Consider the following 23,399-nt stretch of genomic DNA (forward strand, 5'->3'; position numbering starts at 1 on the left):
CCAGGCCGCGCGCACGGCGGAGATCACGCGTCAGCCCTCGAAGGTCTCCGGCTGCTCAGCTCCGGTGTCACTGGGGAACAGGTCCTCGAAGGAGGGCGGTTCCGGCGCGGGCTCGACCGGCGGCTCCGGGGTCGGCGGAGCGACCGGATCGGTCCAGGTCGGGGTCGGGCAGCCGGGCGGGACCGACGGGCTCGGGGACGTCGGGTCGGGGGTGCCGGTCAGGCTCTCGGGCGGCGACGACGGGGGCGTCGGCGGCAGCGAGGGGCAGTCGGTCGTGGACGGCGGCGGAGAGCCGAACTCGGGCGAGGTGCCGTCACCGGGCGAGGTGGAGCCGTCCGGAGAGGTGGTGTCGCCGGGCGTGGTGGAGCCGTCGGGGCTCACGGAGTCGCCGCGGTCGGGCCGGGGCGAGCCGTCGGTGACGGAGGGGGACGGCACGGGGGTCGGCGAGCCGGTCAGGTCGCACGCTGCGGGGTCGCAGGGCGGGATCACGACCGGGCGGGTGTCGCGTTCGCCGTCGGTGCCGGTCTGCCGCTCGATCCAGGTGTTGTTGACGATGTTCACGATGACCAGGCTGGTGACGACCGTCGTGGTCGGTCTGATGATCACGACGCGGTCGGGGTGGTAGCCGCTCCAGGGCCGCCCCGTGTGCACGGCCCCCTGGACCTCGACGGGCGAGCGCAGCGGGTTTCCGCAGGCGCAGCGGACGCGGGGCGCGCCGTACTGGTCGACGAGCACCGCCGTACCGGCCTGGAGGACGGACTGGAACGCGGTGGCGCTTCCGTCGCGGTAGCCGTGGTTGGTGACGCGGGTGTCGGTGCGCAGGACGACCGGGGTGAGGCCGTGCAGCCAGCCCGCGATGTTGGACTCGGGGATGCCGGCGGCCTCCGCGAAGGCGCGGGCCTTGGCCTGGTCCCCGGCGAGGAAGGCGACCTGCTGCTCGACGTCGCAGCTGGCGACGGAGTGGGTGCCGCCGTAGAGGCCGGGGGTGGAGCCGGTGACCTCGCGGATGGTCTGCGCCGTGGCGCTGGGTGTCGGGGTGGCCGGCGGGGCGGTGCTCGGTGCGGGCGGGGTGGTGGCCCTGGCCGTGGAGGCGGTGAAGGGGTCGGGGCCCTGGGCGGCGATCGGCTGGAGGAAGACCTCCTGGCCGGCGGCGGTCGTCCGGCCGCCGCCGCTCACCTCGCCGTCGGAGGAGCAGCCCGCGAGGAACAGCGCCGCGGCCAGCGCGGCGAGCGCCGTGACGTGGGGCCGTGATGACCGGCGTATGGATGCGCGCACGTGGGATCTCCCGCCTCTTTCCACCCCGAGACATTCCTTCCATGTCTGTCGCACCGCGGGGCCGCGCGCAAGCGGAGTACGGCCGACCGGACGACGGACTTGAACACGTTCAAGGAAGGCTCTACGCTCACTCCTGCGAGTTGAACACGTTCAATCAGGGGTGGGTGGCATGTCTGTACTGGTCGGTCTCATCGTGATGCTCGGCATGTTCGTCGTCGTCCCGATGGGCCTGGGACTGATCGACGGCCCCCCGCAGCCCGCCCTCCGGCTCCTGCGCCGCGCATGGCCGCTGCTCGCCCTGCCCGGCGCCGTCGCGCTCTGGCTCCCGCGCTCCGCCCTCGCCGCCACGCTCGCCGCCGTCTACGCGCTGGCCACCTTCGCGCTCGCGCTCTGCGCCCCGGCCCGGCTCGCCGCGACCCTCCCCCAACCTTCGGCCGGGGGTGCCCCCATCTCGCTTCGCTCGCTCGCGCCGCCGGAGGTCGCCGTGCTCACCGCGCTCGCGACCCCCTCCGTGGCGGGCCTGGCGCTGGTCGCCGAACGCGCCGGACACGAACTCCTCGGCTTCGACCTCGACATCCTGGCCCTGACCGTGCCCCACTTCCACTTCGCCGGCTTCGCCGCCGCGCTGGTGGCGGGGCTGGTCAGCCGTACGACCGAGGGAGCCGCCACGCGTTTCGCCGCGCTCAGCGTCCCGCTCGGCACCCTGCTCGTCCTGATCGGCTACTTCGTCGACGACTGGGCCGAGCTCGCCGGGGCACTCGTCCTCACCGCCGGGATGTGGGCCGTCGCCCTGCCGACCTGGCGGGAGCTGAGGACGGGCGCCCCCGACCCGGTCACCCGCGGCCTCCTCGCCGTCTCGTCCGTGGTGCTCGTGGCGACCATGCTGCTCGCCCTGAGCTGGGCGCTCGGCGAGGCCACCGGCCTGCCCCACCCCGACCTCGCCTGGATGGCCGCGACCCACGGCCTCGGCAACGCCCTCGGTTTCGCCCTCTGCTCGCTGCTCGCCTGGCGCCGCCTTCGGGCGACCGCCCCTTCCACCGCCCCGCTCAAGGAGACCGCATCATGGCCCGTCTGATCCGCGACCTCGCCACCCCCGCGAACCCCGCCGCCCCCGCGCCCCTGAACTATCGGGAGGTCGGCGCCACCGGGCAGGACCGTCTCCCGGCCGGCTACCACCACCTCCACCACACGGTCCGCATCGGGCACGGCCGGGACGCCTTCGAGACCGCGGGGGCCGCCGTCACCACCTGGCGGATGCACCGCTCCTCGGGCGCCCGGGTCCGCGGCGAGGCCACCCGCGCCGAGCCAGGGGCTTACGTCGAGGTCTCGCTGGGCGTCGGTCCGGTCCGGTTCACCGCGCCCTGCGAGGTGATCTGGACGGCGTACGAGAAGGACCGCACCGGATTCGCGTACGGCACCCGCACCGGACACCCCGAGTGCGGCGAGGAGTCCTTCGTCGTCGACCTGCACCCCGACGGCTCGGTCTGGTTCACGGTCACCGCCTTCAGCCGCCCCGCCGCCTGGTACACCCGCCTCGCGGGACCGCTCGTCCCCGTCCTCCAGCACGCCTACGCACGACGGCTCGGCCGGACGCTCCAACGCGTCGTGGCCGGGTGACACCCGGCGTACGCTCCTTTTGTAGGCATACGCACCGACTACAGGGCGTATGCACCGACCCAGGAGGCGGCCGTGAGCCAGTACGACGAATACAGCACTCCCTCGCAGGCCGAGGGAGAACGGCTCGAAGAGGACATGGACGCGCTGCAGCGGGACCACCGGCACCCCCCGACCACGCGCACCACACCGTCCCAGGCCGAGGGTCAGCGCGTCGCCGACGAGGAGGAGAAGCGCTGAGCCACCGAGCCGAGCCTGACCTCCCGGGCCGATACTGGAAGAGATGGAGTGGTTCACCGCACCCGACTACTGGCTGAGCCGGATCGTCTTCCAGCGGGGGCTCGCGGGGCTCTATCTCGTGGCGTTCCTCTCGGCCGCTCTCCAGTTCCGGGCCCTCATCGGCGAACGCGGCATGCTCCCCGTACCGGAGTATCTGCGCCGGGTGGAGCCGCGTCAGACCCCCAGCCTCTTCCACTGGCGCTACTCGGACCGCCTCTTCGCCACGGTCGCCTGGAGCGGCGCGGCCCTGGCGGCGGCCCTGGTCGCGGGCGCGGGCGACGCGGTGCCGCTCCCCGTCTCGATGCTGCTGTGGGCGGTGCTCTGGGCGCTGTACCTCTCCATCGTCAACGTCGGCCAGACCTGGTACTCCTTCGGCTGGGAGTCACTGCTCCTGGAGACCGGCTTCCTCGCGGTCTTCCTCGGCAACGACGACACGGCGCCACCCGTCCTCGTCCTGTGGCTGCTGCGCTGGCTGCTCTTCCGGGTCGAGTTCGGCGCGGGGCTCATCAAGATCCGCGGTGACCGCTGCTGGCGGGATCTGACCTGCCTGTACTACCACCACGAGACCCAGCCGATGCCCGGCCCGCTCAGCTGGTTCTTCCACCATCTGCCGCGCCCGCTGCACCGGGTCGAGGTGGGCGCCAACCATGTCGTCCAGCTGCTGGTCCCGGTGCTGCTCTTCACCCCGCAGCCGGTGGCGACGGTGGCCGCCTGTCTGATGGTGGCGACCCAGCTGTGGCTGGTGCTCTCCGGGAACTTCGCCTGGCTGAACTGGCTGACCATCGTCCTCGCGCTCTCCGCCATGGACGGCTCGCTGCTCGTGGGCGAGCACCCGCAGCCGGATCCGCCGCTCTGGTACGTGGTCGTGGTCGTCGCCGTCACCGCGCTGGTCCTGGCCCTCAGCTACCGCCCCGCGCGCAATCTGCTTTCCCGGCGGCAGGCGATGAACCGTTCGTACGATCCGTTGCACCTGGTCAACACGTACGGCGCCTTCGGCTCGGTGGGCCGGATCAGGGACGAGATCGTCATCGAGGGCACCGACGACCCGGTGCCGCACGCGGGCAGCGTGTGGAAGGAGTACGGCTTCAAGGGCAAACCCGGCGATCCGCGCCGGCTGCCCCGCCAGTTCGCCCCGTACCATCTGCGGCTCGACTGGCTGATGTGGTTCGCGGCGCTCTCCCCCGCCTACGCCCACGACTGGTTCGGGCAGTTCGTCGAGCGGCTGCTCGAAGGCGACCGGGACACCCTGCGGCTGCTGCGCCACAACCCCTTCCCCGACGCGCCGCCGGCCCTCGTCCGGGCCCGCCTCTACCGCTACCGGTACACGAGCTGGCGCGAGCTGCGCGAGACCGGGGCGTGGTGGCACCGCGCGCTGGTCCGGGAGTACCTGCCGCCGGTCGGGCTCGGTCCGTCGGTGCGGCGGCGCTGAGACAGCCCTGTGCCCCCGGACGCGGTGCGTCCGGGGGCACAGGGCGAAGCGACAGTCGTGACTCGGTCAGTCGATACCGGGAAGGATGTGCGGCTCCGCGAGGTCGTCCTCGTAGCCTGCCAGCCGGATGGGGGCCGAGCGGGCCCACACCTCGAGGCTGCCCAGCTCACCGGAGCGGTGGGGCCGCTCCGGTTGTTCGGCCGCCGATCGCTGTTCCTGCTTCGTCAGTTCTGGTGTCACCGCGCACTCCCTTTGGGTCGCGTACCTATGAGGACATGGCCGTTCGGTCGCGGTGGCGCCGTTCTTCGGGCGGGACCGCGGCCTTGGTGGCAGGCCAGTCCCCGGGCCGGCCGTGAGGGTTTGGTGAAACCCCGGTGGCCGACCGTGGACATCAGACTAACCAAATGAGCGCCCCAGCGCTCTATGGGGCTCAGAAGTGTGACGCGATCGGGTGAAAGTCGTCCGAATGTGCGATCTACCAGTTGCCCGGCGCGTAGTCCTTGAGGAAGCAGCCGTACAGGTCCTCGCCAGCCTCGCCACGCACGACCGGGTCGTAGACGCGGGCCGCGCCGTCGACCAGGTCCAGCGGGGCGTGGAAGCCCTCCTCGGCGAGACGCAGCTTGTCGAAGTGCGGACGCTCGTCGGTGATCCAGCCGGTGTCGACCGAGGTCATGAGGATGCCGTCGGTCTGGAACATCTCCTGGGCGCTGGTCCGCGTCACCATGTTCATCGCGGCCTTCGCGGCGTTGGTGTTCGGGTGCCCCGCGCCCTTGTAGCCGCGGCCGAAGACACCCTCCATCGCCGAGACGTTGACGATGTACGAGCGACCGCTGGACGCCTTCTTGGCGGCCTCGGCCATCACCGGCCGCAGGGCGCTGATCAGGATGAACGGCGCCGTGTAGTTGCACAGCTGGGTCTCGAGCAGCTCCACGGGGGAGATCTGCTCGATGGTCTGCACCCACGTGTTGGTCTCGACGACGTCCGGCACGAGGCCGCCCGCGTCGATGGCGGTGCCGTCCAGGTGCCGGGCGATGCTGGCGTTGCCCGCGACGAGGGCAAGGTCGGCGACCTTCTGCGCGTCGAGCCCGCTCACGCCGACGGGCAGCGCGGCGAGTCCGTCGACCGCGCCGGAGTTGAAGGCGCCGATGACGTGATGGGCGGGCAGCTCCCCGGCCGGCAGCGGGGCGCTCTCGCCCTCGACCAGCGCGGCGTAGGCGGAGGGCAGGCGGCGCACGGTCTGCGTCGCGTTGTTGATGAGGATGTCCAGCGGTCCGGCCTCGCCGATCTGTTCGGCGAGGGCCACGGCCTGGGCCGGGTCGCGCAGGTCGATGCCGACGACCTCGAGGCGGTGCATCCAGTCCGCCGAGTCCTCCATCGCCTTGAAGCGGCGGATGGCGTCCTTGGGGAAGCGGGTCGTGATCGTGGTGTGGGCGCCGTCGCGCAGCAGCCGCAGCGCGATGTACATGCCGATCTTGGCCCGGCCGCCGGTGAGCAGCGCGCGCTTGCCGGTGAGGTCCGTGCGGGCGTCGCGCTTGGCCCGGTTCAGGGCCGCGCACTCCTGGCAGAGCTGGTGGTAGAAGTAGTCGACCTCGATGTACCGCGTCTTGCACGTGTAGCAGGAGCGCGGGCGCTGGAGTATCCCGGCGATCCGGCCGGCCTCGGTGGCGGAGGAGGGCAGGATGCCCTCGGTCTCGTCGTCGATCCGCTGCGCGGAGCCGGTGGCGGTGGCCTCGGTGACCGCCTTGTCGTGCGCGGTCTTCGCGGCCCGGCGCTCCTGGCGGCGGCGCTGCTTCACCGTGCGGTAGATCCCGGCGGTGGCGCGCCGGACGGCGATCGCGTCCGGGTGGTCGACCTCCAGCTTGTCGAGTTCGTCGAGCACGCTCAGGCAGACGGCCAGGCGCTCGGGGTCGATACCCGGCCCGTACTCCTGGAATTCTTCGGTCACCGTCATGGCCTCTGCCGTTCCTCGATCGCTCATACGCTCGCGCGCCCGTGTTCCAAAACCGCAACTTTACGGAGCTGGGGGCCGTGTCTCCAAACCCGTGGCGGGTGCGTGGTCGAACACACAGTCGCCGCACAGGCCGCCGCCGGGACAGCGGTAGTACAGGCAGCAGCTGGTGCGCCGCAGGGCGGGGCCCTGGACGGTGCGGGCCAGGTCGGGGTGGGCGAAGAGCCCGGAGACGAGCTCGGCGGCGCGTTCCGCGACCTCGGGGCGGTCCTGCGCGCGGGCCCAGCGGGTGAGCTCCCGCAGCGCCCCGGCGAGGGCCGAACCGGCGTTCCCCCACAGCAGCCGGGGGGAGATCCGTCCGTCGCGGCGGAAGGCCTCGTGCAGCGGGACGAGGTGGGCGGCCCGGACGGCTTCGTCGAGCGCGGACACGGTGGCGGGGCGGGTGGCCGTGCCGGCCCACCACAGGTCGTCGGGCGAGGTCAGGGCGCCGTCCCAGTACAGGTCCGCCGGGTCGAGGTCCGGGAACCGGCCGTACAGGGCGGCCGGGCCGAGGGCGGTCGACCAGAGCCGGGCGGCGAGCCCGAGGTGGGCGATCGAGGCGGCGACCCGCCGCTCGGGGGCGCGGAGGCGGGCTCCGACCCGGTCGACGCGGGCGGTCAGGGGGCCCGTCTCCCCCGCGTACAGGCGCGCGAGCTCCCGATGCGCGCCGCCGGCCGCCTCCGGTGCGCTCGTCCGCAGCGCGAAGAACCCGCCCACGGACCGGCACTCGTCCAGATCCACCGCCACTGCCTCCTGGCACGGTCGCTCGCCCGGTATGGGCGTCGGAAAGTTCGGGTCATCCCCGGTCATGATCGAGTCATGACCGCACCAAGTCATGGCCGGTGACCCCGGATCACCGTAACGCTCGGACGCATGCCCCTTTCCTCACCCTTCCCCTCGGCCGCAACTCCCGGGCGGCGCACGATGCTTGCCCTGAGCGCCGCGGCGGCTCTGACGGCGGGCGTGCCCTCGGCGCGGGCGGCGGCTCCCACCGGACGTGTCCGCACGGACCGACCGCCGACCGCCGAACGGGCGCTGGCCGAACTCCGCTCCGGAAACGCCCGGTTCGCGGCCCTGCGGCAGCGCCATCCGCACGAGGACGCCGCCCGGCGCGCGGCCGTCGCCGTCTCCCAGCACCCCTTCGCGCTGGTCCTCGGCTGCGTCGACTCACGGGTGCCGCCGGAGCTCGTCTTCGACCAGGGGCTCGGCGATCTGCTGGCCATAAGGTCGGCCGGGCAGGCCCTCGACGAGGCGGTGCTCGGCTCGATCCAGTTCGGCGTCGAGGAGCTGGGCGTCCCGCTGGTCCTCGTCCTCGGGCACGAGCGGTGCGGGGCGGCGACGGCCGCCGTGGAGTACGTACGGACGGGCAAGCCGGTCGAGGGACATCTCGCCCGGGTCGTGGAGGAGATCGCCCCGGCCGCGCGCGCGACCCGCGACCTGCCCGGCGACTGGGTGGAGAACACCGTGCGGGCCAATGTGGCCCGGATCCGGCGGCGACTGGCTCAGGATGAGGCGTTCGACCGGGCCCGGATCGTCGGTGCCCGCTTCGACCTGGATACCGGAAAGGTCGCTTTCCACCCCTCCTGACCTGCGCGGGTGTACATCTCCAGGCGTACGGCACGGTCCCGTACTGCGACGGCAGTACGTCCGAATGCGTTCCCAGGTACGACGACGTGAACGCTCGGAAGAGAGATCGTTGTATGTATGAGCCCCCTCCTGCTGTCCGTGCTCCTGTCACTGGTCTCGGCGGTCGCCTACGCGTCCGCGGCGATCGTGCAGGAGCGGGTCGCCGCCACGTTCCGCGGCGCCACCTACGCACCGTTGCGCAGCCCGGCCTGGTGGGGGTCCGTCCTGCTCAACGGTCTCGGTGCGGCACTCCACGTCGCCGCGCTCGCCTACGGTCCGCTGAGTGTGGTCCAGCCGCTCGGCGCCCTGACGATCGTCTTCGCCCTGCCCATGGCGGCGCTCTTCGTCGGCCGCAAGGCCGGACACACGGCCTGGCGGGGCGCGGTCATGGCCACGGTCGGTCTCGCCGGGTTGCTCAGCCTCACGGGCGGCGCCGAGGCCCAGTCCCTGGCGGGGACCGAGCGCTGGCTGCTCGCCGCCGGGACGTTTGCCCTGGTGGGCGGGCTTTTCACCGTCGCGCAGCTGGTGGGCCGGCCGGTGCTGCGCAGCATCGCCCTGGCGGCCGCGGCGGGTGTGTCGTTCGGTATCGCCTCGGTCTTCACCAAGACCGTGGCGGTGGAGTGGGCGCCGAGCGCCCCGCTCGCCCAGTGGACCAGCCTGCTGATCCTCTCGGCGCTCGCGGTGACCGGGCTGCTGCTCTCCCAGGCCTCCTACCGGGGCGCGGGCCTCGCGGCCCCGCTGGCCACGGTCACGGTCGTCAACCCGGTGGTCGCCGCGGCGGTGGGTCTGACGCTGTTCGGGGAGACCTTCCGCTACGGCGCGGCCGGCACCGTCGCCGCGCTGATCTGCGGCGCGGTGGCGGCGGGCGGGCTGATCCAGCTCACGACGGACCGCCTGTCGACCCCGGCGGACTCGGTGTCGGTGTCAGAGGGCCGGCCGGCACCGGCCCCGGCCTCACAGAGAGACGCCGCCCGAGCGCAGGTAGGCGAGGGGATCGATGTCGGAGCCGTACCCGGGACCCGTCCGCACCTCGAAGTGGAGATGCGGTCCCGAGCTGTTGCCGGTCGATCCTGAACGGGCGATGCGCTGCCCGCTGTTGACCCGCTGGCCCTCGCGGACGTGCAGCGCGGAGAGGTGCGCGTACTGGCTGTAGCGGCCGTCGTCGTGACGGATGACGACCTCGTAGCCGTACGCGCCGCCCCAGCCGGCGGAGACGACGCGGCCGGTGGCCACGGCCTTCACGGAAGTCCCGGTGGGGACGGGGAAGTCGACGCCGGTGTGGTAGCCGCTGGCCCAGGAGGAGCCGGACACGCGGTAGCGGGTACCGATGGAGGCGGAGACGGGGGCGCTGAAGCCATCGGCCCGGGGGGCCGGGGCTTTGGTGGCGGGGGCTTTGGTGGCGGGGGCTTTGGTGGCCGGGGCTTTGGTGGCGGGCGCCTTCGTGGCCGGCGCCTTCGTAGCCGGGGGCTTCGTAGCCGGCGCCTTCGTAGCCGGGGGCTTGGTCGCCGGCGGTTTGGCGGGGGCGGCGATGCGGAGGGTCAGCTTCTGGCCCGGATGGATCAGGTCGGGGTCGCTGCCGACGACGGCGCGATTCGCCTCGTACAGCCGCTGCCAGCCTCCCTTCACCCGTTCCTCGCGGGCGATGCGGGAGAGCGAGTCTCCCGGGGAAACCGTGTACATCTCGCGGACCGTCGGCACGGTGGTCGGCGTCACGGCCGGGGGCTTCGCCGCGGGCGGAGTGGCCGACGGGGGCCGCTGCCGGGGTACGGAGGCGGGCGTGACGGCCGTCTTCTCCTGGCCGAGTCCCGCCCGCGTCGAGCAGGTCGGCCAGGCTTCCGGCCCCTGTCCCTTGAGGACCTTCTCCGCGATCGCTATCTGCTGGTCCTTGGAGGCGAGGTCGGCGCGCGGCGCGTAGTGCGTGCCGCCGTACTGCTCCCAGGTCGACTGGCTGAACTGCAGACCGCCGAAGTAGCCGTTGCCGGTGTTGATGCGCCAGTTGGAGGAGGACTCGCAGGCGGCGACCTTCTCCCAGACGTCGAGGGAGGCCGCGTGGGCCGTCCCGGCGCCGATCAGCGGCAGCGCCATTCCGGCGCCGCTCGCCGTGACGGTCAGCGAGGCACGGTTGATCCGGCTCGGCTGGTAACGGCGGTGTCGACCGCGTAAGGCCATGGCCCCCCCTTGAACGCGTCTGCTGAACGCATCAGCAGTCGCCCAAGGTAAGGGAAGGTCACAGGCCGTGACAAGGGCTCGGGCGAAAGCCCAAGTCCCTTGTGTCACCTACGATTCAGCGCCCCGCGGGCCCTGGCTGCGGCTGAGGCTCGGGTTCCGGTACGGGGACGGGTCCGGGCGGCTCCGGAACCGGGTTCGGCGGCGGGACGGGAGGCGGCTCGGGCTCGGGCACCGGGCTCGGCGGCGGGACCGGCGGCGGGGTCGGCGAGGGCGGCACCGGGTAGGGGGGCGGGTGCGTCATGACGGACCTCTCGGTCGACGGGGCCGTACGGCTCCAGGCTCTCCCGGAGCGTGTGCCCGCGCCCGCCGGGGCCATTCATTCGTGTCGGCGCACCGCGGCGGCAGCGGCGGCGAGGCCGAGGCGGGGGCTGGAGAGGACGGGCAGCGGGGTGGTGGTCCGCTCGGCGGCGTCCGCCATGGACGCCTGGGCCAGGACGATCACTCCCCCGCCGGTCGGGTCGACACCGTCCAGGGCCGCCGCCACCGCGTCCAGATAACCGTCCCGGTCGCCTGCCAGGAAGCGGTCCCAGGCGCCGTCCACCAGCAGGGTCGTGAGTGCCGGGGTCCGGTCGCCCGACTCCTCCCGGAGCAGGTCGAGCGTGGGCTCCAGGGTGGACTCGACCGCCGCGACCACCACGATCCGCTCGGCACGGACCGCCTCGGCGGCCATCGGCCGGTCCACCCGCAGCACGCGCACGCCCACCGCCGCGGCGCTCCGCTCGGCGACGCCGCCGAGGGTCGAGCAGGTGCAGAGCACGACACCGGCGCCGCCCGCGACGGCCTCGGCGAGGGCGTCACGTACGGCACCGGCCACAGCCTCCGGCCCCTCGGCCCGGGCGCGTACGAGCAGGTCCTCGGCGACGAGGTGCCGCAGGGCGAGCCCGGGGTGGTCCCGGTCGCGCAGCCCGTCGAAGACGGGCACATGGACCGCGGAGGTGTGCAGCAGCGCGAGGCTCACCTGAGTTCCGGGGTCGCCTTCAGCTGGCGCTTGGCGGCCCGGACCACGTCGTCCGGGGGCACGGGGGCCTCGTCGGGGTGCTTCTCGGCCCACTTGGCAGCGTACGGGCAGAGCGGCACGACGGGCACGCCTTCGCGGGCGGCGATGGTGTAGAACTCGCGCACGAGCGATCCGGCGATGCCCTTGCCCTCGTTGCCCTCCTCGACGACGGTGTGCACCGCGACCAGGGCGTGGGGCTCGGCATCGAGGACGAAGTAGACGATCACCCCGACATGGACGCCGTCCTCCAACGCCTCGAGGCGCCCCTTGTCCCGGTCGTCACGGATCTCCAGATCGGCCATGCGCGGTGCGTCTCCCTCGGTCGGATCAGGCGTGTGCGGCTACGGCGTGCGGGCTGCGCAGGGTGTCACTCCCGGGCACCGGCGCGGAGGCGTCGGCCCCGAGCTCGACGATCCGGTTGTCCGCGTCCACATGCACCACACGCGGCACGAGCGCGCGCGCCTCGGCGTCCTCGACCTGGGCGTAACTGATGAGAATCACCAGGTCACCGGGGTGCACCAGATGCGCGGCGGCCCCGTTGATCCCGATCACCCCGGACCCGCGCTCACCCTCGATGACGTAGGTCTCGAGCCGGGCCCCGTTGTCGATGTCGACGATGTGCACGAGCTCCCCGGGCAGCAGATCGGCCGCCTCCATGAGCTCGGCGTCGACGGTGACGGAGCCGACGTAGTGCAGGTCGGCCTGGGTCACGGTGGCACGGTGGATCTTGGACTTGAACATTGTACGTATCATCGAGGTACTCCTGGACATAGGCTCCCTGCCTGCGTTTTTGCAGGTCAAGGGCTGTTTCGCCACCCTACAACGAGTCGCATGTTCGGGCAGCATTCCCCGGGTTTTTCAGGACTCATGCTGACCACTTGCCGACTTTCCTGATGCATCGTCAGACAGTGCCGGAGGGCTTCACCCGCCCCTCAGGACCGACCACGACGACTTCACAAGCCTACGCAGCTCCCGCCCACGAGCCTCCGTGATCACCGTCACCCCGATGGATCGGCGACGCCCCCCCATCCATACATCCGTGAGGGCCCCCGCCATCACGGGAACCCGCGAAGCGGCGCGGCCACCTAAGGGCTGTCCCGCAAATGATCACCGAGTCGCATCGGTCGCGACGGCCGACCGTTTCCCGTACGACCAGGGGCGAGCTACCGGGCTCGGTGGCGATGCAAGAGTCCCTGCACCTGCTCCACGTTCCACGGCATCACGCCAAGTGACAGGCCGCCGGCCGAGGACTGGCACTCGATGATGACGACCTGCGGAAGCGCCGTACTCAACCAGAAGCGGTGGGAGCTGTTCGGCATCGCCGACCAGCTCCTCGCTGCCATCGCCCTCACCGTGGCCACCACGCTGCTCATCAAGGTCGGCAAGCTGCGCTGGGCATGGGTCACGGGCATCCCGCTCGTCTGGGACGTGGCCGTCACCTTCACCGCCGGCTGGCAGAAGATCTTCGACAGCAACCCGAAGATCGGCTTCTCCGCACAGCGCGAGCTGTACGCCGACGCGCTCAACGCCGGGAAGGTCCTCGCCCCCGCCAAGTCGCTCGACGACATGGAGACGGTCGTGCTCAACTCGACCGTGGACGGCGTGATCATGGTCGTCTTCCTGATCCTGGTCACGCTCGTGATCGGCCACGCCGCCGTGATCTGCGTCCGGGCCGTACGGTCCCGGGGCCCGCTCCCGACGACCGAGACTCCGCACGTCGAGTCCACCATCCTCGTCCCGGCGGACCGTTCAGAGGCCCTGGTCGGCGCGGGCATCGGGCCGACCGGTCGCGGATGAAGCCGGGAGGTATCTCAGGGGCCTGTGACCGGCTGCTGCGCGGCATCCGCTGGTACCTGAGCGAGATCTCGGGCACCGCAGACTACGAGCGCTACTGCCGGCGGTACGCGGACGAGCATCCCGGCGAACCGGTCCCGACCCGGCGCGCGTACGAACGACACCGGTCGGCCCACCGCGAGGAGCACCCACAGAGCCGCTGCTGCTGACGAGCATCGAGGCCGCCGGTGCGCCTCGCTTGGGACATGCCGACGTGAGCGGAAAGCCACGCATGAATCCAGCAGCCGGGGCACGCAGCGCGCGGATCATGGTCGAGAAGCCCTGGTGAAGATGCAGGAGCCGGCGTAGCCCCGGCCCCCAACGGGGCCGGGGCTACATGATTGCGCGAACGGTGACCGCACTCCTCTGCTATCGACGCCGCAGGTCCACGATGGCTCCGGAGCCATACACCAGGAGCAGCACGCCCACCGCCGTGGCCGAGATGACGTAGCCCTCGATCGCCTGCGGCAAGTCGAGCGACGCCGTGAAGAACACGGCGCCGACGGTCAGCACCACCGCCAGGACATCCCGGAGCCGATCGCGAACCAATGACCAGGCCGGCTCGACCTCGGACAGGTCGTCGTCGAGCAGCGCGCCGACTCGCCCCTCGGCGTATCGCTCGGCGATCGTCAGCCACTTACCTGCCAACTCCCGGAGTGTGGCATCGGGGTTGCTGTAGAGGCCGTGTTCCAGTTCGTGGATTCTCGCTACGACCTTGCGGGCGTGCTTCTGTAGGTGACCCCAGCGCATGGTCAGAAGTGGCACTGTGCCGCGCATGTAGTAGGCCCGGCGGATGCTTTTGAGGGCCGGGTTCGCCTGGGCGGGGATGTCGCCTGTCTTGTAGATCTTCTGCTCTCCGGTGGCTGTGGCCGCTTCGGCGCAGCGTTTGATGAGCTCGGCGATCTGGTAGACCGGCGTGTACACCTGAACAGGTGCCCGGTCTCCACTGGGCGCGATGTGACGGTGGGCCAGCGGGCTGCCAGTGAACAGCTTCGAGGCACCGATCATCGCCGGGATCACGGCCAACGCCGTGCTCACGATGCCGAAGACCGTCACCCCACCGGTGATGTACAGCCAGAACACGACCGGCTCCGTGTGCCCGTAGAAGTCGGTGAGCTTGGCGATCACGATGTCCGCCTTGTCCGGCCCCTTGGTGATCATTCCCTGTATGGCGACTGTCGCCATCCCGAGGATCCATGAAGCCCAGAACCACACCCAGACGATCGCCACGACGCCGCGCATCGTGAACCAGAACCCGGTGTGCCGGTTGTAGCGGCGGAGTGCGCTCTCGACGCCGGCGGAGATGGGACGGTCGATGCCGAGGTCCTCCAAGGCTGAGCGCAGTTCGGCTATCACCTTGTCATCCGACACTTGCAGACATCGGCGCCACCACCTCCAGGGGCGGGCGAGGCGTGACCGCAGCGAGGTCGGTAAGGCCGTGTCCGGAGTGGGCCCGGAGGCAGGGCTGTTGTCCGTCCCGGGCTCGGTAATGGTGGGGGCGGTCACGTAGTTCTCCTCATGCTGCGGGGCCGCGTGCGCCAAACCGTACGCGGACCCGCTGACATCCTTGGCGGTGTTACGAAAGGTCGGGGCGCCAAGCGGCCCCGGTCGTCCAGGGCCCGTGGCGCAGCAGCCATCGCAGGACGGAACCGTGTCCCTCTGGCGCACCGCCAAAGACCTCTCCGCCCGGCGAAGCACACGTAGCACGCGGCGAATTCTCCCTCGTCTTCGTCGGCCTGGTCGGCACCACACACGACAGGCTCGGTCCGCTGGTCACCGCGTACGTCTTCCTCCTCGCCATCGCCGGGCCGCTCCTCACCCGGGCGGCCGGCACCGGTATCCCCCAGCCCCGCTTCAGCGAGCGAGCCGGGCGGCCGACGTCGACCTGAGCCCAGTCGAGCGCCCGACCGGCACCCGTCGCCACGGCGGTCGCCCGTAGCCGGGGTTCCAGTAGCTCTCGCCGAGAAAACAACGCCGCACCGGTAGAGCGGTCCAGGCCGAGCCGGCCCGCCATGCCGTCCGGGCCGCAGACCCCCAGCTTCGTGCGCCTCGGAGTTGCGGGCGGCGGCCGCGCCGCCGTCGGGCGGGTCCTGCGTCCGTGACCGGTGGCGGGTCGTGCGTCGATTAACCCATCGGGCCGAGGAGGGAATGGGTATCGCGGCCGACGCGCACTGGGCCGTCAGGTTTCTAGCGTAGGCGTCATGAGAAGCCCCGACTCCGGCCGGTGCGCCGCGATGCCGATCCCGACCCGGACTTTCACCCGGTGCCGAGCGGACACGCGCCGGGGCGCCGCCACGCCGACCTGGTCGCCGGGATCACTCGTGAGTTCCTGGAACCAAGGAGAACGAGCCATGACCGCCCAACACATCGAAACCCTGATCATCGGCGCCGGCCAGGCTGGCTTGTCGGTCGGCTACCACCTCCAGCAGCTCGGTCGGGAGTTCCTGATCGTCGACGAGCGCGAGCGGATTGGTGACAACTGGCGCTGCCACTACGACAGCCTCAGGCTCTTCACGCCCTCCCGGGCCAACGGCTTGGACGGGATGCCGTTCCCCGGCGACCCGTGGGAGTTTGCGACCAAGGACGAGTTCGCCGAGTACCTCGAGCTGTACGCCGTCACCAACGGCCTGCCGGTACGGATGCAGACCCGGGTCGATCGGCTCGCGGCCCTCGATGGCGGAGGATTCACCGCGATCCTCGGAGCCGACAACGTCACCTGCGACAACGTCGTACTGGCGACCGGCACCTTCGGCCGTATGCCGCACATCCCGGCCTTCGCCGCCGACATCACCCCCCGGATCCAGCAGCTCCACTCCAGCGAGTACCGGCGGCCCTCCCAGCTGCCCGACGGACCGGCGCTGGTCGTCGGTGCCTCGCACAGTGGGTTGGACATCGCCTACGACCTGGCTGCTGCCCATCCCACCACGCTCGTCGGACCCGACCGCGGGAACGTCCCTCTCGAATGGGGCTCGCGGCGGTTCCACGCGGCATTCCCGTTCATCGAGTTCGCCTTCAATCACGTGCTCACCCGGCGCACACCGATGGGACGCAAGGTGATGCAGAAGCTTCGCCACCACGGCGCCCCGCAGCTGCGGATCAAGCGCCACCATCTGGACGTGCGCGACGTGGAATGGATCACCGAGCACGTCGTGGGCGTCGCCGACGGGCTACCGCGCCTCGAGGACGGCCGCACCTTCGACGTCGCGAGCATCGTCTGGGCCACCGGGTTCCGGCAGGTCTACGACTGGATCGATCTCCCGCTGCCGATCGAGGACGGATGGCCTGTGGAGTACCGCGGCGTGGTCGAGTCCGTGCCGGGCCTCTACTTCTGCGGCCTGGCGTTCCAGTACGCGTTCGCCTCGGGTGAGATCAATGGCGTCGGCCGGGACGCGGCATACGTCGCCGACAAGATCGCCGCCCACACCCGGGCGAGGCAACCCGCGGTCGCGGCTTGAGCCGCAACCACGATGATCAAGGAGCTCTGCGATGTCGACGAGATTCGGGAACCCCTCGGTGGTGACCGGCGCCGCCACGTCGGGTCCGGCGTAGACAGCCCGCGCGCTCGTCGTCGCTGCCGCACCGGTGCTGCTGGGCATGCTGCTGTGGCATCCGCTGCTCCGAGGAGACTGCCCGACAGGGCCGGCGCGGCCGAAGCGGCGGCGGCCGACATCACCCGGTGGGGGCTCTCCCACCTTGCCGCGGTCGTCGCGTCCGCCGCGGTCGCGCTCGCGTTTGTCGCCGTGCGCGGATTCCTCCGCGAGCGGGGTGATGGGTGGCTCAGCGCGGTCGGGCTCGGGTTCGTGGTGATCGGCAGCACCATGTACGCGACGCTGCCCGGGATGGAGTTCTCCGTCATTGCGGCACACGAGACCGGCTGATCTGGTGGCGGCCCAGGACGCCCTGGTGCGTGGGCCGTGCCGGTCCGCCTGGTCGGCTCGCCGCTGTTCACGGTGGGCACGGTTCTGTTCGCGGCCGCGTCCACCCGGACCGCGACGTTCGGCCTGGTGGCCACCGCCGTGATCGGCGGCGCGCTGGTCGTGTTCGGGCTCGGCCGGCTGGTGCCGGTCGGTGTGGTGCAGTTCTACGTACAGTCGGCCGCGGCACTGCTGGCTCTGCTGCCGTTGGCGGTCGCGATCGGGGTTGGGCGGCCGGGCGCCCCAATCCGTTGACACACGTCTCGTGAGCGCCATGGACGCGCACCGCTGTGCGAGGGGCCGGAGGAATCAAGCGGATCGGCAGAATCGCCGGTCCGCTCGTCTTCACCGCCAGATCCGTCGGACAGAACATCCTGGGCTCCGACGACGACTGGCTTCACGCACCCGTCAGTGCCTTGGGCGCCGGCAGTCTCGGCTGGATCCAGAGCCTCTACTTCGCGGCTTCGGGTTCTGCGTGCTGCTACTCGCCTGCGGACGGCACCGTGGTATCGCACCCGCGCGGCTCGGGTGGCTGGGACCGGCTTTGCCGGTGGCCGTCGGCTGTGAGATCGCTCTCGGCGTACACGCTGGCCGTCGTCGTCCTCTGCTTCGGAAGCATCATGGCGCCCGGGCGAGGAAATGCTGCGGATCATGAGCATCGACCACTAGCCTCGAATCGAGGTGGTGCGCGATGAGCATGGTCGACGATCTACGCCGAGCCCGCGAGGAGTACGAGCGCAAGGAGTGGGTGGCGGCGTACCGCGCTCTCTCCGACTTGGACAAGACCGAGCTTCGGGCCGACGACTTCATGGCGCTGGCGGTCACCGCGCACCTCCTGGGCCACCGCAACGACTGCGTCCAGGCACTGCAACGGGCGTTCCAGGCCTACCGTGACACGGACGATACCCTCGGCGCGGTGCGCGCGGCGTACTGGCTGACCGTAGTCCTGTGGCAGGGCGGCGAGGTCGCCGTAGGCAGTGGCTGGCTGGCCCGCGCCGAGCGGCTGCTCGACGACCACGGCGGGGATGTGGTGGAGCGAGGCTATCTGCTCGAGCGGGCAACCATGAGGCACATCATCAAGGGAGAGTTCGCCGAAGCCTTCGTTGCCGTGCCAAAGATCACCGAGTGCGGCCGACGGTTCGACGACCCCGATCTGACAGCTATCGGCCTCCACATGGAGGGTCGGATGAAGATCTTCGCGGGCCAGGTCGCCGACGGGCTGAGCCTCCTCGACGAGGCGATGGTCTCGGTCCTGGCCGGGGAGGTCTCACCCATCTTCTCCGGGGTGATCTACTGCTCGTCGGTCGAAGCCTGCCAGCAGATCTCCGACTTCGGCCGGATGAGCGAGTGGACTCACGCGCTGACCACCTGGTGCGACGGCCAGCCCGGCCTGGTCGCGTTCACCGGTCAGTGTGCGGTCCACCGCGGCCAGCTGATGCGACTGCACGGCGCCTACCGCGACGCCGTCAGGGAACTCGAGCGCGCGGTCGGGCGGTACGCCGCGGCCGGCGGGGACCTGGCGGTCGGTCAAGCCCACTACGAGCGGGGCGAGACCCTCCGGCTTCGCGGCGACCACGACGCTGCGGAGGCCGCCTTCGCGGAGGCCGCCGAGTTCGGCCATTCGGCCCAGCCCGGCCGGGCACTGCTGTGGCTGGAGCACGGCCGACAGGATGCGGCGTCGGCCGCGATCCACCGCATGGTGGCCGAGGTACACGATCCCGTCCACCGGTCGCAGATGCTCCCGGCGGCGGTCGAGGTGCTGGTGGCCACCGGCGAGGTAGACACGGCAGCACCCCTTGCCGAGGAGCTGGGGCAGATCGGGAGCTCGTTCGGGTGCTCGGCGCTGCGGGCATCGGGGCAGTACGCCGCTGCGACCGTCGCCCTGGCCCGGTCCGAGGCGGACCGCGGGCTCGTCTGCGCGCGGCAGGCGGCCGAAACCTGGGCGCAGCTCTCCGCGGTGTACGAGGTGGCCCGCTCCCGGGTTCTCGTCGGGCGGGCGCTTCGGCTGCTGGGTGACGAGGAGTCGGCCGTGGCCGACCTGAGCGCGGCCCGGAGGGCGTTCGCGGAGATGGGTGCGAAGCCGGCGGAGCAGGAGGTCGCGGCGCTGTTGGGCGAGGAGAAGGCTCCCGGCGGGCTGAGCCCCCGGGAGGTCGAGGTGCTACGGCTGGTGGCGGCAGGCAAAAGCAACCCGGAGATCGCCGAGGCCCTGGTGCTCTCGGAGAAAACCGTGGCCCGGCACCTGTCCAACATCTTCGCCAAGCTCGATGTCGGCTCCCGAACCGCGGCCGCGGCATTCGCCTACGAGCATCACCTGGTCTGAGCCGCCCTTCGTTCTGAGCGGTAGTTCGTCCATCCCCAGCGGGACCTCGGAGGAGTCGGGACTCCTGCCGACCAGGCGGCAGAACTCCGCACGGTGCGTCTCCCACTGGACAGTCATGAACAGGTAGGAGGCCGGAGTGTCGTAACAGCGCGAGCCCGGTACGGGTACATCCCCGCTGCGCAGGCCGTCGCGCTGCGCGAGCAGCGTGCACAGCTCCCAGTGGTGCCGGACGCGGTCGAATACCCCTTGGCTGCAGCGCCTCGTCCAGGTAGCCCTGCCGGCGGGTCGGCACGAACAGCGTCAGCCCCTTCCCGTACGACCAGCACCGGGCATCTGCCATTGCGCCGCGAGGTGAACCGCCGTGGAGCCCACCAGGAGTCCGACGATCCCGCCCATGCCACGCGCCCCGATCACCAAGAGGTCCGCTCCGCGCGACTCCTTCTCCAGCACCGTCAGCGGCCGGCCGGTCACGACAGCTTGGGTGACCTCCACGTCCGGTGCCGTCGCCCTGGCTCGTGCCACCGCCTCGGCCACCAGTCCTCGGCCCAGCGTGGAGCCGTCCCCCGGCCCCGACAGCGATGATGCAGGCAACAAGGAAGACCGCGAGAAGACCGTCTGCGGTCCAGCGCCCCATGGAGAGGTCCAGTCCGAGGGCGGGGATGCCGAAGTGGACGTCTCGCAGGGCTCGTAGGCCGCGCTCCACGGACTGTTGAGCTGAGCGTCTGTTGCCGACATGCCGACGGGCTGCGGCGGGCACATTCCTTACAGGAAGCCCGCCGCAGCAGTGGAGGGTCACCATGAGCCACCCTTCGGACGACCGGAGCGACCTGGCGGCGATCGAGCGTGCCCTGACCCGGGACGATCCCGCGCTCGCCGCCACGATGGCCACGCTCAACCAGCAGTTTCCCGAGCAGCCGGCCAGGCGCCCGAGCAAGCCGACGGAACGCCGTGACCGACGCGTGGTGATGGCCTTCGTGCTGGGCGTCATCGCGCTCCTGGCACTGCTGATCACCGGCCTCCTCAACACCTCGTCCTCCCCGCGAGACGAGGAGCCCGGCGTCCATCCAGCGGCGCTCTCGGTGGCCGCCACCCTGTACCGAACGCCGTAATCGAGGGCCGTCCGGGGGACGATGAACAGCATCACGAGTGCGACCGACCGGGTGAGATCACGCTCTCCCGGTCGCTCGCGTCGACGGCTCCGTCTCGCTCGAACGGGCACGCTACCGGTGGCGATCCAGCTCGAACAGGCCGAGCAGAGCGGTAGCCACGTTCAGCGGATAGGCGAGGGCCTCGGCGGGAGCGGTGACATCCCAGGCACGCCCCGCGCTCGCCGCGAGCGCGAAGCACAGGATCGATGTGGGCAGCGCCCGCCGCCACACGGGCAGATGAGCGAGACGCCGCACCCGTACGCACAGTGAGACCTCGAACAACAGGAAGGCGAGCCCGAAGAGGGCGACGAGCATCAAAGGGAACGCCGTGACGAGCACTCCAGGGCAGGGGGCATCCTCGGCACTTCAAGCCGATCGCCTGCGGCTGGAAGGTCCAGCCCACTCCGGCCGCAGCAGCGGGCGGCACACATTGATCGGGGCGACGTCGCGCGAAGCCGCCCCGTCCTTGCGCGTGCCCGGGGCGGGGGCCGCAGGATCGCATCGGCGCACGACCTGGCCAGCCCGGTCACCGCGCGACGTCCCCGCAATCTTTGCACAGAGCAATCGTTCACGGGAAGAACTGCCACGCCGGGCGGGGTCGCCGCCCACTCTCCCTCGGGGTCAGACCGCCTCCTCCAGCAGGTCTCTGCGGGCGTTCTGGCACTCCCGGCACACTTCGGCGCAGACGAGGCAGTGACCGTAATCGCGTGCATGGATGGCGCACATGTCGGCGCATGCAGCACAGCTGTCGGCGCATACTCGCAGCGCGTCTCGCACGACCCCATCACCGCTCCCCGCCCGGCGCGAGAGCACGGCGGCGGTGGGCCGCGCAGATATCGGCACAGTCGAGCTACCTGAGCACACAGTCGACGAGGTCCTTCACCGCCTCTTCGGCGAGGCACGCGTCCGCGCACGTCGTGCACGCCTGCGCACAGGCGAGGCAGGCATCGATGCACGCCGCACGGGCGTCCAGGGAGTGGGGGTCAGCCCGGCCGCCGGGTCTTCGCCTGTGAGGCGTCTTGACTCACCCCGTGCCGCTGTTCGGCTGCGCGTGTGCATCGCCATGCGGGACACCACCGCACCGCATGCCCGCCGCGAACTCGCCGGATCGTCGTCCAGGCACCAGGCAGCACGTCTCGCCCGGATACAGCGCGGCATCATGGGTAGGCGCTCAGGCGAATCGACTCCTCGGCCGGCGTCGCCGGTCCTTGTGAAGAGGTGACCTGATATGCAGGCCGAAGCGGCGCCTCGTAAGAGGGTCGTCGTGGGCATCGACGGATCCCCCGCGTCCTATGCGGCGCTGCGGTGGTCGGTGGACTACGCGCGCATGGCCGGAGCGCAGGTCGAGGCGGTCGCGGCCTACGACGTCGCAGGGGCGACCGGGTGGTCGGCCCCCGCTGTGGACGCCACCCTTGACGCCGAACAGGCACGGCGCACCCTGAACAGGGAGATCATTACGGCCCTCGGCATGCCTCAGGACGTACCGGTGGAGGAACACCTGGTCCGGGGAAACGCCGCTCAGGCGCTGATCGCCGCGTCGGAGGGCGCCGAGCTGTTGGTGGTGGGGAACCGAGGCCGGGGTGGCTTCGCCCGGCTACTGCTGGGGTCGGTGAGTCAGCAATGCGCTCTGCACGCTTCCTGCCCCGTCGTCATCCTGCGTGCGCCGGAAGACACCACCGAAGCGGCGGCCACGTAGCGGTGTGGGCCGGGCTGCACACGATGAGCGTCGTGCCACGCCGATCGGCCTCTGGACGCGTGGAGGATCGGAGCAGGGCCTGACCAGGGGCGTCGGAACGACAACCGAAGACCAGGGCGTGGTAGTCGAGTGCCATGCGCTCCAACGGAGATCAAGCAGTGGCATCGCCGGTCCTGCGTCTGGGACGTCGGCTCCTGGAATCCCTCTCGCGTGCGGCCGGGATGAGCGGCGGCCTGGAGCTGACGAGTCGCTCCATGGTCTTCGCCGCCCTGGGCTTCCTCGCTTTCGTACCACTGATGATGGTCATCGCCGCGGCCGACCCGGCTCGGGCAGCCGAGTTCGGGCGGTGGCTCGCGAGAGCCCTGAGCGCCTCGGAACCGGCCGAGCGGGAGATTCTGGAGCTGTTCGCCCGGCCCCGTCGCGTACTTCGAGACGTCACGGCCTTCGGTCTGGCTGCTCTCTGCGTCTTCGGCCTGACGTTCGCAGCGCACGTCCGGCAGAGATACGAGGCCATGTGGGCGGTGAGGCGGGGCCGCAGCAGGGGTTCTTGGCGCGGGCGGCTGAGGGATCTCGCGCGCTACACCCTGTGGCTCGCCCTGCTGATCGGCTATCTCCTCCTGCTCACCAACACTCCTCTGCGCCGCGCGGACACGGCTGCCTCACCACTCGGCACGTCGGCCGCGCTTCTCGTCACCTTCCTGTTCACCTGGACATCGCAGAAGATCCTCCTCGGCCGCAGGCTTCGGTGGAGAGCGCTTCTGCCGGGCGCGGTCGCGACCACGTTGGGTCCTGTGGGCCTGCGCCTCTTCGCCCAGCTGGTCTTCTCGCCCCTGATCGTCTCCCAGGCCACCGCGTAACGGCTCCATCGGCACGGTGATGATCGTCCAGTCCTGGCTCGTCGGCGTGGGCCTCGTTCTTTACGGCGGCGCCTTCACGGGAAGGGTCGTCCATGAGTGGTCAGGCTCCCGGCCCCGCCGGGCGAGTCGCTTCCGGCGCGGACCGGCTCGACATTGAGCCCACTGTGTCACCGCCGAAGGAAGGGGTAGTCGCCG

Annotated in this window: 24 protein-coding genes and 2 pseudogenes; 15 read left to right on the top strand and 11 right to left on the bottom strand. The window is 71.1% G+C overall.

The genetic code is table 11. The features are described from left to right. Positions 1 to 30: 30 nt before the first annotated feature. Positions 31 to 1,275, bottom strand: coding sequence for a DUF6777 domain-containing protein (locus FDM97_RS21065; protein WP_137991973.1), 1,245 nt, complete (start codon positions 1,273 to 1,275; stop codon positions 31 to 33). Positions 1,276 to 1,444: 169 nt separating this feature from the next. On the opposite strand from FDM97_RS21065, the gene FDM97_RS21070 reads away from it, so the two are divergent. The 4 genes from FDM97_RS21070 (at position 1,445) to FDM97_RS21080 (ending at position 4,597) form a co-directional block, all read left to right on the top strand. Then, complete coding sequence (locus FDM97_RS21070; protein ID WP_137991975.1) at positions 1,445 to 2,350, top strand: YndJ family protein; 906 nt, start codon at positions 1,445 to 1,447, stop codon at positions 2,348 to 2,350. Then, complete coding sequence (locus FDM97_RS21075; protein ID WP_137991977.1) at positions 2,338 to 2,892, top strand: DUF1990 family protein; 555 nt, start codon at positions 2,338 to 2,340, stop codon at positions 2,890 to 2,892. Before FDM97_RS21070 ends, FDM97_RS21075 begins: the two co-directional genes overlap by 13 nt. A 72-nt stretch (positions 2,893 to 2,964) precedes the next feature. Continuing rightward, positions 2,965 to 3,129 carry a hypothetical protein gene (locus FDM97_RS35905; RefSeq protein ID WP_175439185.1) on the top strand — a complete coding sequence of 55 codons (165 nt, stop codon included), beginning with the start codon at positions 2,965 to 2,967 and terminating at the stop codon, positions 3,127 to 3,129. Between the two features lie 43 nt (positions 3,130 to 3,172). After that, positions 3,173 to 4,597, top strand: a complete 1,425-nt coding sequence (locus FDM97_RS21080; protein ID WP_137991978.1) for a lipase maturation factor family protein — start codon at positions 3,173 to 3,175, stop codon at positions 4,595 to 4,597. A 66-nt stretch (positions 4,598 to 4,663) separates the two neighbouring features. On the opposite strand, the gene FDM97_RS35910 is transcribed toward FDM97_RS21080, so the two are convergent. The 3 genes from FDM97_RS35910 to FDM97_RS21090 all read right to left on the bottom strand — a co-directional run bounded on the left by FDM97_RS35910 (position 4,664) and on the right by FDM97_RS21090 (position 7,325). Further along, entirely contained in the window at positions 4,664 to 4,837 is a 174-nt protein-coding gene (locus FDM97_RS35910) for a hypothetical protein (protein WP_175439186.1), read from the bottom strand. Positions 4,838 to 5,072: 235 nt separating this feature from the next. Further along, entirely contained in the window at positions 5,073 to 6,548 is a 1,476-nt protein-coding gene (locus FDM97_RS21085; RefSeq protein WP_137991980.1) for an SDR family NAD(P)-dependent oxidoreductase, read from the bottom strand. A 60-nt stretch (positions 6,549 to 6,608) separates the two neighbouring features. Beyond that, positions 6,609 to 7,325 (bottom strand): (2Fe-2S)-binding protein, encoded by a 717-nt coding sequence (locus tag FDM97_RS21090; RefSeq protein WP_137991982.1) that lies wholly within the window; start codon positions 7,323 to 7,325, stop codon positions 6,609 to 6,611. Between the two features lie 183 nt (positions 7,326 to 7,508). Between FDM97_RS21090 and FDM97_RS21095 the strand changes: the two genes are divergently transcribed. Further along, positions 7,509 to 8,171: a carbonic anhydrase gene (locus FDM97_RS21095; protein WP_137991984.1), complete on the top strand. Its 663-nt coding sequence runs from the start codon at positions 7,509 to 7,511 to the stop codon at positions 8,169 to 8,171. Between the two features lie 117 nt (positions 8,172 to 8,288). Continuing rightward, positions 8,289 to 9,284, top strand: coding sequence for a DMT family transporter (locus FDM97_RS21100; RefSeq protein ID WP_137991986.1), 996 nt, complete (start codon positions 8,289 to 8,291; stop codon positions 9,282 to 9,284). Here FDM97_RS21100 and FDM97_RS21105 read toward each other — a convergent pair. The 4 genes from FDM97_RS21105 to panD all read right to left on the bottom strand — a co-directional run bounded on the left by FDM97_RS21105 (position 9,165) and on the right by panD (position 12,189). Continuing rightward, positions 9,165 to 10,379 (bottom strand): transglycosylase family protein, encoded by a 1,215-nt coding sequence (locus FDM97_RS21105; protein WP_137991988.1) that lies wholly within the window; start codon positions 10,377 to 10,379, stop codon positions 9,165 to 9,167. The genes FDM97_RS21100 and FDM97_RS21105 overlap by 120 nt on opposite strands. Before the next feature lie 376 nt (positions 10,380 to 10,755). Further along, complete coding sequence (locus tag FDM97_RS21110; protein WP_137991990.1) at positions 10,756 to 11,397, bottom strand: arylsulfatase; 642 nt, start codon at positions 11,395 to 11,397, stop codon at positions 10,756 to 10,758. Then, positions 11,394 to 11,738: a GNAT family N-acetyltransferase gene (locus FDM97_RS21115; RefSeq protein ID WP_137991992.1), complete on the bottom strand. Its 345-nt coding sequence runs from the start codon at positions 11,736 to 11,738 to the stop codon at positions 11,394 to 11,396. Before FDM97_RS21115 ends, FDM97_RS21110 begins: the two co-directional genes overlap by 4 nt. A 25-nt stretch (positions 11,739 to 11,763) precedes the next feature. Further along, entirely contained in the window at positions 11,764 to 12,189 is a 426-nt protein-coding gene (gene panD, locus FDM97_RS21120; RefSeq protein ID WP_137991994.1) for an aspartate 1-decarboxylase, read from the bottom strand. A gap of 555 nt (positions 12,190 to 12,744) precedes the next feature. On the opposite strand from panD, the pseudogene FDM97_RS21125 reads away from it, so the two are divergent. Beyond that, positions 12,745 to 13,233 (top strand): annotated as a pseudogene (locus FDM97_RS21125) (carbon starvation CstA family protein); the annotation flags it as partial. Beyond that, entirely contained in the window at positions 13,230 to 13,439 is a 210-nt protein-coding gene (locus FDM97_RS21130; protein ID WP_137991995.1) for a YbdD/YjiX family protein, read from the top strand. The pseudogene FDM97_RS21125 and the gene FDM97_RS21130, both read left to right, overlap by 4 nt. A gap of 199 nt (positions 13,440 to 13,638) precedes the next feature. Here the strand turns inward: FDM97_RS21130 and FDM97_RS21135 are convergent, their stop codons facing one another. Continuing rightward, positions 13,639 to 14,775, bottom strand: coding sequence for a hypothetical protein (locus FDM97_RS21135; protein WP_137991996.1), 1,137 nt, complete (start codon positions 14,773 to 14,775; stop codon positions 13,639 to 13,641). A gap of 845 nt (positions 14,776 to 15,620) precedes the next feature. Here FDM97_RS21135 and FDM97_RS21145 point away from each other — a divergent pair. The 4 genes from FDM97_RS21145 to FDM97_RS21160 all read left to right on the top strand — a co-directional run bounded on the left by FDM97_RS21145 (position 15,621) and on the right by FDM97_RS21160 (position 19,503). Further along, positions 15,621 to 16,724: a flavin-containing monooxygenase gene (locus FDM97_RS21145; protein ID WP_137991997.1), complete on the top strand. Its 1,104-nt coding sequence runs from the start codon at positions 15,621 to 15,623 to the stop codon at positions 16,722 to 16,724. Between the two features lie 12 nt (positions 16,725 to 16,736). Further along, a complete protein-coding gene (locus FDM97_RS21150; protein ID WP_137991998.1) occupies positions 16,737 to 17,147 on the top strand; it encodes a hypothetical protein in 411 nt (136 codons plus the stop codon). 36 nt (positions 17,148 to 17,183) lie between these two features. Further along, complete coding sequence (locus tag FDM97_RS21155; protein ID WP_137992000.1) at positions 17,184 to 17,438, top strand: hypothetical protein; 255 nt, start codon at positions 17,184 to 17,186, stop codon at positions 17,436 to 17,438. 520 nt (positions 17,439 to 17,958) lie between these two features. After that, a complete protein-coding gene (locus FDM97_RS21160) occupies positions 17,959 to 19,503 on the top strand; it encodes a helix-turn-helix transcriptional regulator (RefSeq protein ID WP_217510258.1) in 1,545 nt (514 codons plus the stop codon). 277 nt (positions 19,504 to 19,780) lie between these two features. Here the strand turns inward: FDM97_RS21160 and FDM97_RS36540 are convergent. Next, positions 19,781 to 20,073: pseudogene (locus FDM97_RS36540) on the bottom strand (universal stress protein); the annotation flags it as partial. A gap of 227 nt (positions 20,074 to 20,300) precedes the next feature. On the opposite strand from FDM97_RS36540, the gene FDM97_RS21170 reads away from it, so the two are divergent. Beyond that, on the top strand, positions 20,301 to 20,612 hold the full coding sequence (locus FDM97_RS21170) for a DUF3040 domain-containing protein (RefSeq protein WP_137992003.1): 312 nt from the start codon (positions 20,301 to 20,303) through the stop codon (positions 20,610 to 20,612). A 111-nt stretch (positions 20,613 to 20,723) separates the two neighbouring features. On the opposite strand, the gene FDM97_RS21175 is transcribed toward FDM97_RS21170, so the two are convergent. Beyond that, positions 20,724 to 20,966 carry a hypothetical protein gene (locus tag FDM97_RS21175; protein ID WP_137992005.1) on the bottom strand — a complete coding sequence of 81 codons (243 nt, stop codon included), beginning with the start codon at positions 20,964 to 20,966 and terminating at the stop codon, positions 20,724 to 20,726. A gap of 913 nt (positions 20,967 to 21,879) precedes the next feature. On the opposite strand from FDM97_RS21175, the gene FDM97_RS21185 reads away from it, so the two are divergent. Together FDM97_RS21185 and FDM97_RS21190 are read left to right on the top strand one after the other, a co-directional pair. Further along, on the top strand, positions 21,880 to 22,347 hold the full coding sequence (locus FDM97_RS21185; protein ID WP_137992007.1) for a universal stress protein: 468 nt from the start codon (positions 21,880 to 21,882) through the stop codon (positions 22,345 to 22,347). Between the two features lie 158 nt (positions 22,348 to 22,505). Next, entirely contained in the window at positions 22,506 to 23,204 is a 699-nt protein-coding gene (locus tag FDM97_RS21190; protein WP_254705692.1) for a YhjD/YihY/BrkB family envelope integrity protein, read from the top strand. The last annotated feature ends 195 nt before the right edge of the window (positions 23,205 to 23,399 follow it).

This window comes from Streptomyces vilmorinianum, assembly GCF_005517195.1.
Taxonomy (GTDB): Bacteria; Actinomycetota; Actinomycetes; order Streptomycetales; family Streptomycetaceae; genus Streptomyces; species Streptomyces vilmorinianum.